12 protein-coding genes are annotated in these 17,141 nt (G+C 68.5%); 7 read left to right on the top strand and 5 right to left on the bottom strand.

The genetic code is table 11. The annotated features are described in order from the left end of the window. Position 1: 1 nt before the first annotated feature. The 4 genes from AB0N59_RS03690 to AB0N59_RS03705 form a co-directional block, all read right to left on the bottom strand. Complete coding sequence (locus AB0N59_RS03690; protein ID WP_363478887.1) at positions 2-892, bottom strand: hypothetical protein; 891 nt, start codon at positions 890-892, stop codon at positions 2-4. A gap of 219 nt (positions 893-1,111) precedes the next feature. Next, positions 1,112-1,738, bottom strand: coding sequence for a hypothetical protein (locus AB0N59_RS03695; protein WP_363478890.1), 627 nt, complete (start codon positions 1,736-1,738; stop codon positions 1,112-1,114). Next, on the bottom strand, positions 1,735-2,085 hold the full coding sequence (locus tag AB0N59_RS03700; RefSeq protein ID WP_363478893.1) for a hypothetical protein: 351 nt from the start codon (positions 2,083-2,085) through the stop codon (positions 1,735-1,737). The genes AB0N59_RS03695 and AB0N59_RS03700 overlap by 4 nt, the downstream gene beginning before the upstream one ends. Before the next feature lie 201 nt (positions 2,086-2,286). Next, on the bottom strand, positions 2,287-3,816 hold the full coding sequence (locus AB0N59_RS03705; protein WP_363478896.1) for an FAD-dependent oxidoreductase: 1,530 nt from the start codon (positions 3,814-3,816) through the stop codon (positions 2,287-2,289). A 174-nt stretch (positions 3,817-3,990) separates the two neighbouring features. On the opposite strand from AB0N59_RS03705, the gene AB0N59_RS03710 reads away from it, so the two are divergent. Together AB0N59_RS03710 and AB0N59_RS03715 are read left to right on the top strand one after the other, a co-directional pair. Next, the gene (locus tag AB0N59_RS03710) at positions 3,991-4,914 is read left to right on the top strand and encodes a BadF/BadG/BcrA/BcrD ATPase family protein (RefSeq protein WP_363478899.1); all 924 of its coding nucleotides are present in this window, start codon (positions 3,991-3,993) and stop codon (positions 4,912-4,914) included. 19 nt (positions 4,915-4,933) lie between these two features. Beyond that, a complete protein-coding gene (locus AB0N59_RS03715; protein WP_363478902.1) occupies positions 4,934-5,902 on the top strand; it encodes an acetylxylan esterase in 969 nt (322 codons plus the stop codon). Between the two features lie 95 nt (positions 5,903-5,997). On the opposite strand, the gene AB0N59_RS03720 is transcribed toward AB0N59_RS03715, so the two are convergent. Continuing rightward, positions 5,998-6,705: a hypothetical protein gene (locus AB0N59_RS03720; RefSeq protein ID WP_363478905.1), complete on the bottom strand. Its 708-nt coding sequence runs from the start codon at positions 6,703-6,705 to the stop codon at positions 5,998-6,000. Positions 6,706-6,846: 141 nt separating this feature from the next. Here AB0N59_RS03720 and argG point away from each other — a divergent pair, with 141 nt between their 5' ends. The 5 genes from argG to AB0N59_RS03745 all read left to right on the top strand — a co-directional run bounded on the left by argG (position 6,847) and on the right by AB0N59_RS03745 (position 17,000). After that, positions 6,847-8,277 carry an argininosuccinate synthase gene (gene argG / locus AB0N59_RS03725; RefSeq protein ID WP_363478908.1) on the top strand — a complete coding sequence of 477 codons (1,431 nt, stop codon included), beginning with the start codon at positions 6,847-6,849 and terminating at the stop codon, positions 8,275-8,277. 230 nt (positions 8,278-8,507) lie between these two features. Continuing rightward, positions 8,508-9,122, top strand: coding sequence for a helix-turn-helix domain-containing protein (locus AB0N59_RS03730; RefSeq protein ID WP_363478911.1), 615 nt, complete (start codon positions 8,508-8,510; stop codon positions 9,120-9,122). Then, positions 9,119-12,076, top strand: coding sequence for a YhgE/Pip domain-containing protein (locus AB0N59_RS03735; protein ID WP_363478914.1), 2,958 nt, complete (start codon positions 9,119-9,121; stop codon positions 12,074-12,076). The genes AB0N59_RS03730 and AB0N59_RS03735 overlap by 4 nt, the downstream gene beginning before the upstream one ends. Further along, positions 12,073-14,256, top strand: a complete 2,184-nt coding sequence (locus AB0N59_RS03740) for a YhgE/Pip domain-containing protein (RefSeq protein ID WP_363478917.1) — start codon at positions 12,073-12,075, stop codon at positions 14,254-14,256. Before AB0N59_RS03735 ends, AB0N59_RS03740 begins: the two co-directional genes overlap by 4 nt. A gap of 104 nt (positions 14,257-14,360) precedes the next feature. Further along, complete coding sequence (locus AB0N59_RS03745; RefSeq protein WP_363478920.1) at positions 14,361-17,000, top strand: penicillin acylase family protein; 2,640 nt, start codon at positions 14,361-14,363, stop codon at positions 16,998-17,000. Positions 17,001-17,141: the final 141 nt, after the last annotated feature.

The following is a 17,141-nucleotide window of genomic DNA, read 5'->3' on the forward strand; positions in this document are numbered from 1 at the left end:
CTCACGAACATGGCATCGGATCTATCGTGGGGTCCATTCCGATCTTGTCTGTGCTGCGCAACGGTGCCTGAACGACGCTGCGTGACCCCTGAACTGATGCAACGGCCGCACCCAGCCCGACGATCTCTCCGTCGCGCTTCACCAGGATGCACGAGAGCCCAGCCCGGTCGATGTACAGAGCGACCGATGGCACAGACCATCCTGTGGCCCCGTGCGAGGATCTGCTCTCGATGACCGCCGCCTTCCCGCCAGGGGCTAGAACGCTGTTCAAAGCCGCCAAGGATCCGGCATCCACAGCATTGCGCTCATCATTCAGGCGCAGGGGTTCGCCTGACACGAGGACGTCAGTGCCTTCCGGAAGAGAGTCTGCGGGTGGCAGAGGGAGGTCGTCTCCCTGCGCTAACGACTCTGCGATTCCAGCGTCGATGATCTTGGCCGACGCGAGCTCCTCGGCCGGCACGAGCAGCGGAGTCCCTGCACCGGGCGCAGGCGCCCCCACGTTGATAGACAGCTCCTTGACCGTCTGGTCGCGCGGAAGAAAGATCACCCAGCTGGGGTCGAAGATCCTGACATCGCTGCCTGCCCCCAGCGACTCCGCGAGCCCCCGCACGCCGTTCTGCGTCGAGCGTGAGAAGACATCCCCCGTGCCATGACTCAGATTCCGGGTTCTCAGAAGCTGATTGAGGGACTCCACATCGGCTCCCCGCATGCCAAGGCTCAGCGATCTGATGAACGGCTCGGGTGTCGTCGCGAGGATCCGATCGACGCCCTGGACCTTGACGAAGACGTCGCCCGAGACCAATCGCGTTCCGGCCGATGCCCGCACACCCTGGACGATGCCATCCCACGCCGGTGCCACTGCTACGGGTGGAGTCGCCCAGGTGAGTGCCAATCCGACTCTTGCCTTGATCTCCTGTTGAGAGGGCTCCGGCACTGTCCATACTTACTCCCGATCCACAATCTGCACATCGTTCGATCTCATGTACAGGTGGGCGGCCAGCGCGAGGGGTGTGAGGACCCACAGCGCGAGCCCCAGCGCCAGTCCAAGACGCCTACTTCGTGATCCGCGTCGGTCCTGCTTCATAGGACGCATCCTTCGCTACTGACGCTCTCAGCCCGCGATGGAGATCGTCTGCAACTCCGGAAAGAGACGGAGGCCCTCTTCCATTGCGCATTTGACAGCGACATCACGCCGCGTGCGATCACCGTCATCCAGAGGGGCGATCTCCGCGAGGTTCGCAGCATCTGCATTGCCGGCTTCCCCAGCCTTCGCCATGCAAGCGACGACAGCCGACCGCAAAGCCGGGTCCATGACCTGAGCGTGAGTCTCGCGGTATGCCTGCTCCAAGAATCCGGACCCGAAGTATCGGTCTTCGCATTCGGTCAGCTCAGCAGAAACCTGCTCTTCGCTTCGACCGTTGCCGTTGATGGTGAATTCGTAGGTGATCCCGGTGACAGGACTGAGCTGAGGTTCACTGAACCCCAGCCCGCGGCCCTCAACGCACCCCTTCAGATTCTGGATGCCTTGCCAGTACTCGCCCTTCGTTACTTTCCCGTCCTCCAGCATGGCCTCGAGCTCGGAATACCCGTTGGATCCGGCTTCCTCAGCCACCGCCTTCACCTGCGCAGACGTGGCGCCCGCCTCTTCAGCGTCCGCCCCGTTGCCACCAGCGCACGCGCTCGACAGCGGAACGACCACGAGAAGCAGGGCAGCGAGCGCGATCGGTCTGCGGCTCATGTGTACTTGGTCATGCAGGTCGTCGCGAGCACATACGGCCAGCACAGGTTGTGCGTGCCGAGGAGAGAACCAGAGCCGCCCAGGGACGTCGAGACGACGCCGTAGGTGGACGTCTTCGTGATGGTGGACGAGGTTCCTCGGACCAGCTTGATCTTCACCGTGAGCTTGTTCGACCCAAGGCACGTCGATGGACCGTTTCTGGTTTCACCCAGAACACCGGCGGTGTACCCCGAGTAGTCGGTCTGCGTGCACTGGTACGGCGTCACCTTCACCTTGAACGACCCCACAGCATGTGCCGGGGCGGCACTCAGGACGCCCATGCCGATCGCGAGAACCGCGGCCGCCATCCCCAGCTTCCGTCGTCGACGTTGATGCATGCCCATAACGACTCCCCCCAGGTCCCACCCACCGTGGCGCGGCTGACAACTGGCCGTCAAATTAGTGTGAAGTACGTGAGGCGTCAATCCATATGCGCCTCTGCGGACATCCGCTGGGGGTCATGAGGTGCGGCTGTCGCGCGCCAGACTTCTGACTGCCTGACCCGGCTCCTACGGCAGGTCCTCCACCGGAACGTGCTCGTCACCGGGCAGCTCCGGCTCGTCGATCGGCTTGAGGTCTTCGACCGCCGGGCCTTCGAGAAGCGTGCCGTCGGCGGCGAAGCGAGAGCCGTGCAGCGGGCAGTCCCACGAACGCTCGGCACTGTTCCACGAGACGATGCCACCCAGGTGCGTGCAGACGGCCGACATCCTGCACGTCACGCCGTCGACGGTCGAGACGGCGGCCGGCTCCTTGTCCTCCGCGCCGACGACGCCCTCGCCCTCGGCGGGCGGCTCGTCGGGCAGCGGGTGAAGGCTTCCCGCCCATCCGGATGCCAGCTCACCCGCCACCTGCACATTCGCGACGACGCTGTTCGCGACGTCCTTCGGCAGGGTGATCCGGTGGTGCAGGGTCTGCGCCCACGAGATGTTGCCGTCGAGGATGTCGGCGGTCATGCTCAGCGCCGCGGCGACCCCGTTGGTCATGCCCCACTTGTTGTAGCCGGTGGCGAGCGCGACGTGCTTGCCGGTGCGCGGCATCCAGCCGACGAAGGGAACCAGGTTCATCGACTGGTAGTCCTGCGCCGACCAGGCGTGGGTGCGCACCGCGCCGGGGAAGTGCTGCTGAGTCCACTGCTCGAGGTCGTCAACGAGCCGCTGCGTGTCGTCTTCCCGTCCGACGACGTGGCCGTTGCCGCCCACCAGCAGGCGGTTCTCTCCGCCCACCGGTGCCGTGCGCAGCGACCGCCCTGGCGAGTCGATCGAGAGGTACATGCCCTGCGGCAGCTCGCCCGGCACCCGGTACGCCTGTGCGTACGAGCGCATCGGCTTCACCTTGGCGAAGTACAGACCGCGATCGAGGATGGGGATGCCCGTGGCCAGCACCACCGTGCCCGCCCACACCTCGCCGAGCGAGGTCGTGACCTTGCTCGGCTCGCCCGTCTCGACGTCTTTCACCCTGGCACCCTCGATGATCACGCCGCCGCGCTCGCGCAGATCCGCGGCGAGCGCACGCAGCACGTCCATCGGGTCGAACTGCGCCTGGTCGCGCAGGCGAAGGCCTCCGTGCGTCTCGAACGGCAGGTCGAGGGCGTGCAGTCGCTCGACCTCGAGGCCGGCCTTGCGGCACGCCTCGTACTCGGCATCCAGCTTCTTCACGCCGTCCGGCGTAGAGGCGTAGGTGAAGGCGTCGCGGTGCTGAACCGCGACGCCGTGCTCTTCGAGGTACCGCAGCAGCCATGCCTGGCCCTCGCGATTGCCCTCGACGTAGGCCTTGAGAACGTGGCTCGATCCGCGCGACAGGATGCCCGAGAGCACGCTGCCCTGCAGCAGGCTCAGCTTCGCGGTCGTGTGCCCCGTCGACACGGCACCGACGAACCTGGCCTCGAGCACCGCGACCGAGAGCCCGGCGCGGGCCAGCAGCACAGCGGTCGTGAGGCCGGTGATGCCGGCTCCGGCGATGACCACGTCGTAATGCGCGCCGGAATCGAAGGTGTCTGACGTGATGCGCTCACGCTGGTCGTCGAGCCACAGGGAGGTCACGATGTTCTCCTTCGCTGGAGGCGGGTGCCGCGGGGGCGGAGTGGCTCACCAGTACATCGTGATCGTGCGGGCGGCGAAGGGGGCTTGACATCTTCGCCACCCGGGCGGGCGCTGGTGTCCTACGCTGGCATCTGGCCGCGCGCGGCGGCCCGCGATATCGAGGGGACTCCCGACTTGCCCGAGCACACGCTTATCGCCATCGATGCCGGCCAGACGGGCATCAAGACCCGCCTCGTCGAGGCCGACGGATCGGCCCAGGAGTGGCTGTTCCCCGGAGTGCTCACCGATCGCCCGCTGCTGCCGCAGCTCGCGGCAGTCGTCGCCGAGGTCACCCGGGTGACGGGGCAGGCGCCGCACACGGTCACGTTCGGCGTCTCCGGTCTCACGTCTGCCGACGATGAGGCGGATGCCCTGATGCAGCACCCCGACCTCGCCGACGTGCACCGCATCGTGGTGACGCACGACTCGGTGACGTCGTTCCTCGGAGTGCTCGGCGATCAGCAGGGTGCCGTCGTCGCCGCCGGCACCGGCGTCGTGACGCTCGGCGTCGGCCCCGAGCACTCGACCCGCGTCGACGGCTGGGGCTACATCATGGGCGACGCCGGAAGCGGCTACTGGATCGGCCGTGCGGCGCTGGATGCCGTGATGCGCGCGCACGACGGCCGCGGCCCCGCCACCGCCCTGACCGCCGACGTGCAGGGCCGCTGGGCCGATCTCGAGACCGCGTACGTCGCATTGCAGTCATCCGAGGATCGCGTGCGCACCGTGGCATCCTTCGCCGCGCCGACGGCCGCGCACGCGGCATCCGGAGACGCCGTCGCGATCCGCATCTGCCACGGCGCCGCGGCAGAGCTCGCGACCGCGATCCTCGCCGCGCTGCGGGTCACCGACGCGCCTGCCGACGCCGCCGTCGGCGCCATCGGCGGGGTGTTCGGGTCGGACGTCATCCGCTCGGCCTTCGAGAGCGCCGTGCGGGCAGAGCGACCGGATGCCCGTTTCGTGCCGCCCGCAGGATCAGGGCTCGACGGAGCTGTGGCCCTCGCGGGGCTCGGCTCAGGGCATCCGCTGCACGAGCGCTTCGCCGAGCGCACCCGCTGACCCACAGAACTGGAACCTCATGCCCCGCTTCGACCTCTCCCCCGCCGAGCTGCACGACTACCGCCCCACGATCGCCGAACCGGCCGACTTCGACGAGTTCTGGCAGCGCACGCTCGCCGAGTCGCGCGCCGTCGCGCAGCCCGCCGAGCGCACGCGCATCGAGACGCCGCTGAGCCTGGTCGACGTCTACGACCTCTCCTTCAGCGGATTCGGCGGCGACCGGGTGCGCGCGTGGTTCGTCGTGCCGGCCGGAGCCACCGGGCCGCTGCCCACGATCGTCGAGTACAACGGCTACAACGGCGGGCGCGGCCTGCCGCACGAGAGGCTCGCGTGGGCGGCATCCGGCTACGCCTGGGCGTTCATGGACACCCGCGCGCAGGGCAGCGGCTGGGGCACCGGCGGGGCGACACCCGACCCGCACGGCACCGGCCCGTCGGTCGCCGGGTTCATGACCCGCGGCATCCACGACCCCGAGCAGTACTACTACCGGCGCGTCTTCACCGACGCGGCGCTGCTGATCGATGCCGTGCGCTCGTTTCCCGAGGTCGACTCCGATCGCATCGCCGTGACCGGCACCAGCCAGGGCGGCGGACTCGCGATCGCCGCGGCCGGCCTCACCCCCGGGCTGGTCGGCGTGATGCCCGACGTGCCCTTCCTGTGCCATTTCGAGCGGGCTGTCGGACTGACCGACTCCGATCCGTATCAGGAGATCGTGCGGTACCTCTCGGTGCACCGGGATGCCGTCGAGCAGACCTTCACGACCCTGTCGTACTTCGACGGGGCGAACTTCGCAGCCCGCGCCGAGGCGCCCGCGTTCTACTCGGTCGCCCTCATGGACCCGGTCTGCCCGCCGTCGACCGTCTACGCCGCGGCCAACCACCACCGCGGCGGCGCGGAGGTCGTGGAGTACCCGTTCAACCAGCACGAGGGCGGTCTGGGCATCCACTGGCAGCGCCAGGCGGCCTGGATGGCGGCCCGCCTCGGCTGAGGGCCCCTCCTCCTGCCTTCGAATCGCTCAACTGGCGGCTTTCCGGGCCGGCAAGGCGCCATTCAGGCGATTCGAAACGGGGAGGGCGACCCGCCTCAGGCGGCGAGCGCGAGCCAGGCGGCGAACGCGAAGCCGATGACCGTCGCGAGTCCCGTCGACTCCTTCGCCTTCTGCTGAGCCTCGGGAATCATCGAGTCGACGAGCATCACCAGCAGTGCTCCTGCCGCGAAGCCATTCGCCACGGCGCGGAAGCCGTCGCCGACCACGGATGCCAGGGCGAACCCCGCCACCGTCGCGAGGGCGCAGAGCACCGCGACCCCCGCCCACAGCAGCACGACGCGTCCCTTGCGCATGCCCCCTTCGAGCAGGTCGGAGGCCGACCCGATCGACTCGGGCAGGTTCGACACGATGATCGCGACGACCAGAGCGACTCCCACGCCCTCGCCCGAGGCGAGTCCGATGCCGAGCACGAGCTGCTCCGGGATGCCGTCGAGCAGCGCCCCTACCGCGAGCGATCCCCCACCGGCATCCTGCTTCCTCTTCGCCTGACGCGCATCGAGGATGCGCGCGGCGATGTAGTAGCAGAGCGCGCCCGCGGCGACGCCCGCGATGAGAGGCCCGTGACCGGCGAGCTCGACGCCCTGCTCCCACAGCTCGAACGCGATCGATGCCATCAGTGCACCCGCGCCGAAGCCGAGGATGATGCCGAGCAGCCGAGCGGGCCACCTGCGCACGAGCGCCAGCAGCGCCCCGACCAGCAGCGGCGACGCCGCCACCGCACCCCACAGCACCGCTTCAGCCATGCGGCCCAGGCTACGCCGCCTCCTCCCCGCGTTCGAATCGCGTGAATGGCGGTCCGGCGGCCCGGATTCCCGCCATTCAGGCGATTCGAGCGGCGAAACGCGAGCCGGGGCGACACGCCGAGCGCCGATAGACTTGGCGGCATGTCCAAGGTGCTCCAGTCCCTCCCCGTCGGCGAAAAGGTCGGCATCGCTTTCTCCGGTGGTCTCGACACCTCCGTCGCCGTCGCGTGGATGCGCGAGAAGGGCGCCGTGCCCTTCACCTACACCGGCGACCTCGGCCAGTACGACGAGAGCGACATCGCCTCGATCCCCGGCCGCGCACTCGAGTACGGCGCCGAGGCGTCGCGACTGGTGGATGCCAAGACCGCACTCGTCGAAGAGGGCTTCGTGGCCCTGTCGTGCGGCGCCTTCCACATCCGCTCCGGCGGCAAGACGTACTTCAACACCACTCCCCTCGGCCGTGCCGTGACCGGCACGCTGCTCGTGCGCGCGATGCGCGACGACGGCGTCGACATCTGGGGTGACGGCTCGACCTACAAGGGCAACGACATCGAGCGGTTCTACCGCTACGGCCTGCTCGCCAACCCGCGCCTGCGCATCTACAAGCCGTGGCTCGACGCCGACTTCGTCACCGAGCTCGGCGGACGCCAGGAGATGAGCGAGTGGCTGGTCGAGCGCGGATTCCCGTACCGCGATTCGGCTGAGAAGGCCTACTCGACAGACGCCAACATCTGGGGCGCCACGCACGAGGCCAAGACGCTCGAGCACCTGAACGTCTCGCTCGAGACCGTCGACCCGATCATGGGCGTGAAGTTCTGGGACCCGTCGGTCGAGATCGAGACCGAAGACGTCACGATCACCTTCGAGGGCGGCCGCCCGGTCGCGATCAACGGCACCGAGTACAGCGACCCCGTGGCCCTGGTCATGGAGGCGAACACCATCGGCGGTCGCCACGGGCTGGGCATGAGCGACCAGATCGAGAACCGCATCATCGAAGCGAAGTCGCGCGGCATCTACGAGGCCCCGGGCATGGCGCTGCTGTTCATCGCGTACGAGCGCCTGGTCAACGGCATCCTGAACGAAGACACCCTCGCGACGTACCACGAGCAGGGCCGTCGCCTCGGCCGGCTGATGTACGAGGGCCGCTGGCTCGAGCCGCAGTCGCTCATGCTGCGCGAGTCGATCCAGCGCTGGGTGGGCATGACGATCTCGGGCACCGTCACCCTGCGTCTGCGTCGCGGCGACGACTGGACGATCCTCGACACCGTGTCGCCCAACCTCTCCTACGGCCCCGAGAAGCTCTCGATGGAGCGCGTGGGAGATGCGGCCTTCGGCCCGGTCGACCGCATCGGCCAGCTCACGATGCGCAACCTCGACATCGCCGATTCGCGCTCGCGCCTCGAGCAGTACGCGGGCCTCGGCCTCGTCGGCGGCGCCACGGGCGAGCTCGTCGGCAAGGTCACCGCGGGTGGTGCGGCCGAGATCTCGGCATCCGAGACGGCAGACGAGCAGCTCGCCGAGGCCGTCGACCTCGCGTCCGAGGGCGCGGCGTTCGACTCCGGCACCGACTGATACCCACGTCTCGAGGAGGGCGGGTGCTTCGGCATCCGCCCTCTTTCTGTGTGCCGTCAGCCCGCTTCAGCGTTCACAACTCAGGAGCAGCCCGCTGTGCCGCCCCGAGAACGGCAGGATCGGGCCCCATGCGGGGCAAAGTTCCTGAATTGTGAACGCCCCGGCCGAGCGACCTGAGAGTTCACCGAACTATGTTGCACACGCATGTGCAACATAGTTATCCTTGAGGCATGCCCACCCGTCCTGCCCGCTCCGACGCGCGCGCCAACCGCGCCGGCATCCTCGACGCCGCGCGCAGCACGCTCGCGCACGATCCGCATGCGAGTGTCGACGTCATCGCGCGCAGCGCGGGTCTCAGCCGCCGCACGCTGTACGGTCACTTCGACGACCGCGACGCTCTGATCCGCGAGATCATCGTCACAGGGGCCCAGCGCTTCAACGCGATCGCCGAGTCGATCACCGACGCCGACTCGCGCATCGCTCTCGCCCGGCTCGCCGCGCGGCTGTGGCAGGAGGCCGCGCACGTGCAGTTCGCCGCCGCGCTCGCACTCGACGAGGCGCATGTCGAGCACACAGCCGCAGCCCTCGCGCCCCTGCGCCGTGCCGTTGCGAGCCTCGTGCAGCGAGGTCAGGAAGACGGCGGCTTCCGCACCGACGTCGCCGCTCCCACCCTCGCCCGCCTGATCGAAGAGGTCGCACGCACCGTCGTCTCCAGAACCGACGCGTCGAGCAGCGGCGCCGCCGATCTCGCCGTGCGCACCGTGCTCAGCATCGCCGGACTCTCGTGGCGCGAGACCGACGAGCTGCTGGCCGCCCACCCCGACATCACGGAGATCCCCGCGTGAGCGACACCCAGACCACCGGCCGCCCCAACGCCTGGAACGTCTACCGTCGTGACCTCGGCCGGCTGGCCCGCGTCAGCAAGGCGTGGATCATCATCATCGGCGTCATCGTCACGCCCTCGCTGTACGCGTGGTTCAACATCGTCGCCTTCTGGGATCCGTACTCGAACACCCAGCAGGTCAGCGTCGCGATCGTCAACCAGGACGCCGGGGCGTCGTCAGATCTCACGGGTCACATCGACGTCGGCGGCGAGCTCGTCGACCAGCTGAAGAAGAACGACAAGCTCGGCTGGGAGTTCGTCGATGAAGACGACGCGATGGATGCCGTGCGGAGCGGACGCAGCTACGCGGCGATCATCATCCCGCCCGACTTCAGCCACGATTTCCTCAGCGTCACCACAGGCGAGTTCACGCGCCCCGAGCTGAAGTACTTCGTCAATGAGAAGGCGAACGCGATCGCGCCGAAGATCACCGACGTCGGGGCCTCGACGCTCGACAGCCAGATCAACAGCACGTTCGTCTCGACGGTCGCCGAGGCCATCAGCGAGCAGCTCAAAGACGCCGGCCTCAGTGCAGAAGACCGCCTCAGCGACGCCCGCGACTCGACGGTCAGCGCTCTCGACGATGCGACCGGCAAGGTGTCGTCGGCGCGTGATCGGCTCGCCACGCTGCAGAGCGGTCTCGATGATGCCGCGCGCGGCATAGACCGGGCATCCGGAACCCTCGGCAGGGTCGATCGCACTCTCGGCGAGGTGCAGACCGCCGTCGGTCAGGCGAAGGCGATCGCCGCCGAGGCGCAGCAGGAGCTGCTGGCGGTCACCGACAGCGTCACCTCGGCCTATGTCTCGGGCTCGACTCTGATCGCCGACGCGGCCGCGAAGATGAACGGGTCGATCGCCACTCTCGCTGCGGGTCTGCAGCAGGCGAACGTCGCCGTCGGCACGACGGTCGACGACCTGACCGCCGTGATCGACAGCAACGCCACGGCTCTCGACGAGCTGCAGGCCGTGCTCGACGGCACCGAGCCGGGCTCGCCGGCAGCAGAGCGGCTGAGCGCCGCGATCGACGCACTCAAAGAGCGCAATGCGGCCGACCGGCAGGTGCTCAGCCAGCTCGAGCAGCTGAACAAAGACGTGTCGAGCACCATCACCTCGGTCACGAAGGCGGCAGACAGCGTGAACGGCGCCGTCGGTCAGGCGGCCACCTCGGCGACGGCCATCCGCGATGCGCTCACCCAGAGCGTGCCGCAGCTGAACCGGGCGATGTCGCAGCTCTCGTCGAGCGCCGATGCCTTCTCGTCGGCCCTCGGCGCGCAGCGCACCCAGGTCGCCCAGGCACAGAGCCTGCTCGCCGGCCTCAAGACTCAGCTCGCCGGCACCTCCGACGCGCTCACCGCGCTCGACGGCAACCTCGCCTCGGCAGAGACCGGACTCGGCACGGTGCGCACCGACGTGCTCGCCCTCGGCTCGGCCGAGATCTGGAACAAGCTCAGCACCATCACGGGCCTCGAGCCGGATGAGATCGCCCGGTTCATGGCGTCGCCCGTCGAGGTGAGCACGAACGCGATGTTCTCGACGGCCGCCTACGGCTCGGCGATGGCTGCCCTCTTCACCAACCTCTCACTGTGGATCGGCGCGTTCGTGCTCATGGTGATCATGCGCGTCGAGGTCGACACGGAAGGCGTCGAGGGCATCACCGTGCGCCAGGCGTACGTCGGCCGCTGGATGCTGTTCGCGACGATCGTGGTGTTCCAGGCGGCGCTCGTGACCATCGGCAACCTCGTGATCGGCGTGCAGACGGCGAATGCGTTCGCGTATGTCGGCACCGGCATACTCATCGGCCTCGCCTATCTCAGCATCATCTACGCCCTGTCGGTGTGCTTCGGCATCGTGGGCAAGGGCCTGTGCATCCTGCTGGTGATCTTCCAGATCCCCGGCGCCTCTGGGCTGTACCCGATCGAGATGATGCCCGACTTCTTCCGCGGGCTGTATCCGTTCCTGCCGTTCACGTACGGCATCGATGCGATGCGCGAGACCATCAGCGGCTTCTACGGCCTGCACTGGTGGCGCTTCATGGGCACGCTGGCGATCTTCGTCGCCCTCGCCTGGCTGCTCGGGCTCTTCCTGCGCGGCCGGCTCGGCAACTTCGCCCTGCTGTTCAACCGCCGTCTCGCCGACACGCAGCTCATGGTCAGCGAGGAGGTGCAGATCACCGGTCGCAGGCGCACCCCCGAGATCATCCGCGCGCTCACCGACGGAGACGGGTTCCGCGCCGATGTCGCTCAGCGTGCCCAGCGCTTCGGCGAGCGCTACACGACGCGCCTTCGGCTCACTCTGCTCGTCGGCGCCGCGGGTCTCGTGGTGCTGGCGCTGTGCGGGTGGCTGATCCCCGACGCGAAGGCGGTCGTGCTGGGCCTGGCTGCGCTGTGGTGCCTGCTGCTCATCGGCTTCGTCGTCACGCTGGAGTACATCAAGCAGAGCATCGAGCAGGCCGCCGAGGTCGGCGAGATGCCGGATGCCGAGCTGCGCCGCGCGCTGTCTGTCGAGAACTCCGGGAGGGGCGAGCTGCTCGCCGACCGCGGTGAGGCCGCGCCGGTCGGCGCCGCGACCTCCGCCTCCGCCGCCGCGGCCGGCGTCTCGGCGGCCGACCCGTCGGGTCCGGTCACGGCCCGCACCGCAGTGCTGGATCATCCGGATGCCGTGGACGGCAGGTCTGCGGATGCGACCCACGTCGCCGGGACGAAGGCCGAGCCCGATGACGACACCGCGGTCTTCGACGAGCTGTTCGCCGCCGACGGCCCGCAGGCGCCGGACGCGGATGCCCCCGTCGAGACCGCCGCCGACGGCATCGACGCCGAATCCGGGCATCCGGAACCCGGCCCTGCACCCGATCCAGCCCCAGGGACCGATACCGATACCGACACCGCCACGACGCACGAGAAGGAGGGCGACAAGTGAGCAGCATCCTCGCCGTCATGCGGCACGACATCCGCCGCGCGACCAGCAGCGTCATGGCCGTCATCGTGCTGTTCGGGCTCGTCGTCATCCCCTCGCTGTTCACCTGGTTCAACGTCATCGCCAGCTGGAACCCGTTCGACAACACCCGCAACCTCACTGTCGCCGTCGCGAACACGGACGACGGCTATCAGAGCGACCTCGTGCCCATCCGCCTCAACGTCGGTGAGCAGGTCGTATCGGCGCTGCGCGCCAACGACGACCTCAACTGGGTCATCACCTCTGAAGACGACGCCGTCGACGGCACACGCTCGGGCGAGTACTACGCCGCGATCGTGCTGCCGCCCACCTTCAGCGCCGACATGATGACCTTCTACACGAGCGGAGCCGACCGCACCCGCATCGACTACTACCTCAACGAGAAGAAGAACGCGCTTGCGCCGAAGATCACCGGCCAGGGCGCGAGCGAGGTGTCGACGAGCATCAACGAGGTCTTCACCAAGACGCTCGGCGAAGCGGGGATGAACATCATCACCTCGCTCTCGGACTACCTCGACGATGCCGACACCCAGGCCGCGCTCTCGAAGCTGCAGGCCCGCGTCGACTCGGTCGGCGCGCAGCTGCGCGCGGGTGCATCGACCGCCGACATGTTCACCTCGCTGATCGCGTCGAGCCGGCCGCTGGTCGACAGCGCCTCGGGGCTCATCGCCGGATCAGGCGACGCACTGCGCGACGCCCGAGGAGCGTTCGGCGGCGGAAAGGACGCCGCGGCGTCGCTGAAGAAGGTGCTGTCGTCGTCGACGGCCGCGCTCGGCGACGCCCTGACGCAGACCTCCGCGAGCTACCAGAGCGTCTCCGACAGCATCGACGACGTGTATGCCGCGATGGGCTCGCAGTCGGCGAGCGCCGCCGGCACGATCAGCGCCCTCGCCGACCGGGTGCAGGTGCAGATCGACCAGCAGCAGAACCTGCGCGACGGACTCGTGAACGACGTGCGCCCCGTGCTGCCCGAGAACCTCGTCGACGCGTTCGACGCCACGCTCTCGCGCATCGACGCCGCCATCGCGCGCCAGCAGGCGCTGCAGGACCGCCTGGACGAGGCAGCGTCGCAGGTGACCGACTCGAACGCGTCGAGTCAGGCGACCCGCGATGAGATCAAGAAGCTCACCGCCCAGGCGAAGGCCGCCGTCGACGACGCCCGGCGCTCGTACACCGACAGCCTGCAGCCCAAGCTCGACTCGCTCGCCTCGACCCTGTCGAGCATCAGCGCCGGCGTCGACTCGATCGCGGGCGACCTGTCGTCGGCCGCCGGATCGCTCACCGGCTCGTCGTCGACCGGTTCGGCACTGGCGGATGCCCAGAGGCTGACGACCGGCATCTCCGATTCGCTCACCGACACCGCAGCCCGCTTCAGCCAGCTGAGCGCAGCGCTGTCGACCGCGATCGACACCGGCGACCTCAGCGAGCTGACGAAAGTGATCGGCGCCGACCCGCGAGCCCTCGCGATGCATCTCGCCGAGCCGGTCGAGCTGACCCGCGTGCCGGTGTACTCGGTCGTCAGCTTCGGCGCCGCCATGACGCCGCTCTACACCGTGCTCGCGCTCTGGGTCGGCGCGCTGCTCACCTCGGTCGCGATCCGCGTCGATCCCCCGCGCGACGGCTCCACCGGCCTTCCCGACCTCTCCCCCACCGAGACGTATCTGGGACGGTTCGGCATCTTCGCGCTCGTCTCGTTCCTGCAGAGCTCTCTCGTCTGCCTCGGCAGCGTCTTCTTCACGCAGGTGCAGCCGCAGCATCCGTTCCTGCTCATCCTCGCCGGATGGGTCGCGGGCCTGGTGTTCACCCTGATCATCTACACGCTCGTGGTCACCTTCGGCAACGCCGGCAAGGCGCTCGCGGTGCTGCTGCTGGTGATCCAGATCTCGGGGTCGGGCGGCGCCTACCCCCTTCAGGTGCTGCCGCAGTGGTTCCAGAACATCAGCCCGTTCCTGCCCGCGACCCACGCTGTGGCGGCGATGAGGTCGGCCATCGCCGGCATCTATCAGAACGACTACTGGGTGTCGCTCGGCTGGCTGGCATCGTTCGCGATCCCTGCACTCCTGCTCGGACTGGTGCTGCGCCGGCCGTTCATACACAGCAACCAGAAGATGCTGGCCGCACTGAAGTCAACGAAGCTCATGTGAAGTCGCTCGGCGAGTGGGTAGGATGCCAGGGCACGCGCCTTCCCGAGACGCGCACCCGGACTCCGTGACACGCAGTCCCACCTACCCTTGAGGACTTTCCGCCGATGACGACCGATATTCCGACCGCCGTACCCGCTCGCAGCCTCTCAGCCCGGATCGGCAGGATCGCATTCCTCGTCGTGGCCGCCCTCGTCGTCGTCGCCGTCGCCGCCGCGTTCTTCGTGACGTGGACCATCCAGCGCTCCTTCCCGCAGACCTCGGGCGAGGTGACGCTGAAGGGCCTCGAGAAGTCGGTGACCGTGCAGCGCGACGATCGCGGCATCCCGACCATCACCGCCTCCACGGCGTCGGACCTGCTCTTCGCACAGGGCTTCGTGCACGCCCAGGACCGGTTCTTCGAGATGGACTTCCGCCGCCACGTCACCTCGGGCCGGGTCTCGGAGATGTTCGGCGCCTCGCAGGTCGACACCGACAAGTTCCTGCGCACCCTCGGCTGGCGCAAGACCGCCGAGAAGGAGGTCGAGGCGCTCGACGAGACCACCCTCGGCTACTACCAGGCGTACGCCGACGGGGTGAACGCCTATCTGTCGTCGCGGTCGGGGGCCGAGCTCTCGCTCGAGTATGCCGTTCTCGGCATGCAGAATCCCGGCTACGAGCCGGAACCATGGCAGCCGGCCGACTCGGTGGCCTGGCTGAAGGCGATGGCCTGGGACCTCCGCACCAACATCGAAGATGAGACCGATCGAGCCTTGCTCGCCGGGCGCCTCGCCGCCGCCGGAGAGACGAGCGAGCAGACCGGCGCGCTCGTGAAGAAGATCTACCCCGACTACCCGTTCGACGAGAATCCCGTGATCGTGCCGAAGATCACGGCGGTCGAGCCCGTCACGACCGACACGACGCCCGCATCCTTCACCGGGGGCGACGCCGAGGTGACCGATGCGCTGCGCACCGTCGAATGGCAGGAGGCCGACAGCGTCATCGAAGCCGCGAGCCTGCTTCTCGGGGGCGCCGGCGAGGGCATCGGATCGAACTCGTGGGTCGTCTCGGGTGACCTCACCGAGAGCGGGAAGCCCCTGCTCGCCAACGACCCCCACCTCGGAGCAGCACTGCCCTCGGTCTGGTACCAGATGCAGCTGACATGCCGCGAGGTGACCGAGGCCTGCCCGTTCGATGTCGGCGGCTTCACCTTCTCGGGAATGCCCGGTGTCGTGATCGGGCACAACGCGAAGATGGCCTGGGGCTTCACGAACCTGACCACCGACGTGGCCGATCTCTACGTCGAGAAGATCGACGGCGACTCGTACTGGCGCGACGGCAAGAAGCAGCCGCTCGAGATCGAGGAGGACGTCATCAAGGTCGCCGGCGGCAAGGACGTGCCGCTGACGATCCGCCGCACGGCGCACGGTCCGATCATCTCCGGTCTCACCGACGACTTCACCGCCATCGCCGACGACCCGGTCGTCAGCGCAGGCGACCAGCCGCTCGTGCTCGAGGGAGCCCCCGAGATCCCCGCGGGAGACACCGCCCTGAGCCTGCGGTGGACGGCGCTCGATGCCGGCACGACCTCGAGCGCCCTGTTCGCCATGAACCTCGCGGAGGACTTCGACGGCTTCCGCCGCGCAGCATCCCTCTTCGATGTGCCGGCGCAGAACCTGATCTACGCCGACCTCGAAGGCAACATCGGCTACCAGGCGCCCGGTCGCCTGCCGATCCGCGGAGCAGGCGACGGCACCCTGCCCCAGCCAGGCTGGGACAGCACCTACGACTGGAAGGGCTACATCCCCTTCGACGAGCTGCCCGTGTCGTACAACCCGCCCGAGGGCTACATCGTCACCGCGAACAACGCGATCGTGAGCGACGACTACAAGTACTTCCTCTCGAAGGACTGGGACTACGGCTACCGCGCCGCGCGCATCGCCCACCTCATCGAGCGCCGCGCCGCTGCCGCGCCGCTGACCGCGCAGGACATGCGCGAGATCCAGATGGACGACGAGATGTGGATCGGCAAGCAGCTGGCCGCGGCGATGTCCGACGTGCCCGTCGACCGCAAGGGCCCCCGGGCGGCCGTCGATCTGCTGCGCACCTGGGATGCGCAGAACTCGCCGGGCTCCGCAGCCGCCGCGTACGCGAACGTGCTCTGGTCGAACCTCGCGCACAACGTGTTCGTCGACCGCGAGGTTCCGATGCCCGTGAGCGACCAGGGCCGTCTCTTCACCGTCGTCGGCGCGATGCTCGAAGACGAGAACGACCCCCTGTGGACGAACGAGAAGCTCGGCGTCGATGACATGAGGTCGATGCTGGCCCTGTCGGCCGAGCAGGCCTACGACGAGCTGGCCGAGCTGCAGGGCGAGGACGTCACCGCCTGGCGCTGGGGCGACCTGCACGCGCTCACCCTGACCCACGGCACGCTCGGCACCTCGGGCATCGCGCCGATCGAGATGCTGTTCAACCGCGGGCCCTACCCCGTGGGCGGCGGCGCATCGGTGGTCAACGCGACCGGATGGCGCCTCGGCGAGTCGTATGCGACCGTCACGGTGCCGTCGATGCGCATGGTGATCGACCTCGACGACTTCGATGCCTCGACCTGGAACCACCTCACAGGGGCGAGCGGGCACGCGTTCAACGCCCACTACACCGACCAGACCGACGACTGGGCGAAGGGCGCGCAGAAGCCGTGGGCGTTCTCGAAGAAGGCCGTCGCGAAGGCCACGGTCGACCGGCTGGTGCTCGCCCCCGCCGGGTAGTCCGGCGGGGAGTGAGGCGGACAGTGCTCAGGAGAGTCTGCCGGCTTGGGCCCGCTTCGGCGACGGAAGCCGGGTCTGCGGCGCTTCTGTCCTGAGTTGCGAACGCCCGCCCGCGACGTTCCGCCCGGCGCGCGCGTTCAC

It is taken from the genome of Microbacterium sp. NPDC089321 (assembly GCF_040684935.1).
Lineage (GTDB): Bacteria > Actinomycetota > Actinomycetes > Actinomycetales > Microbacteriaceae > Microbacterium.